This is a genomic window from Vibrio sp. 1978 (assembly GCF_033344345.1).
Genome location: NZ_JAWPOP010000797.1, coordinates 1 through 575, shown reverse-complemented (window position 1 = coordinate 575; position 575 = coordinate 1). Strand labels below are relative to the sequence as shown.

General features: G+C 48.3%; 1 pseudogene. It reads right to left on the bottom strand.

Going from position 1 to position 575, the window contains the following annotated elements:
* Positions 1–575, bottom strand: a pseudogene (locus R8N49_RS29165) (Zn-dependent protease); the annotation flags it as partial.

Below are 575 nucleotides of genomic sequence, written 5' to 3'. Positions count from 1 at the left end.
GGTTTCACTCAGCGATTTAAGTGCCGGCAGAGCGAGTTCGAGTAACGGGAAACGCAGATGAAGTGGTAAGTCGTAATCTAACCAGGGAAGCAATGTAGATTGCGATGCGAGTGGAACGTACGACTTAATCATTTCGCGCTGAATATCGCTGCCATCAAAAATGAAGGCGAATGCAATAAATCGGGCGCTATATGGTTCACGTGCGATATCAACTAACTCTGGTGGTAATTGACTGATCAACTGTTGGCCTGTCTCACTCAATTGCTCCGATGGTGAGGCAGATTGCGAAGCAGGAGAGCCGCCACCTACGGCAAAGCCACTGACTTGTTCGTTATCAAGCGCCGTGCTTTGAGCATGAGAATGTTGAGCGTAGATTCCGTCCCAATTGGGTTCGATTCTTCGAATTCTTTCGTCCAATGGTGGGTGTGTCGCGAACAAACCAGAGAAACCGGACAACTTACTCTGTCCAAACATCATGTGGCTCATTTCATCACTGGCTTTCGTGTTTAAGGTAGAGCCTTGAACGTTGCTGCCAATCTACTTTAACGCTCCCGCAATCCCTTGATCGTTGCGAG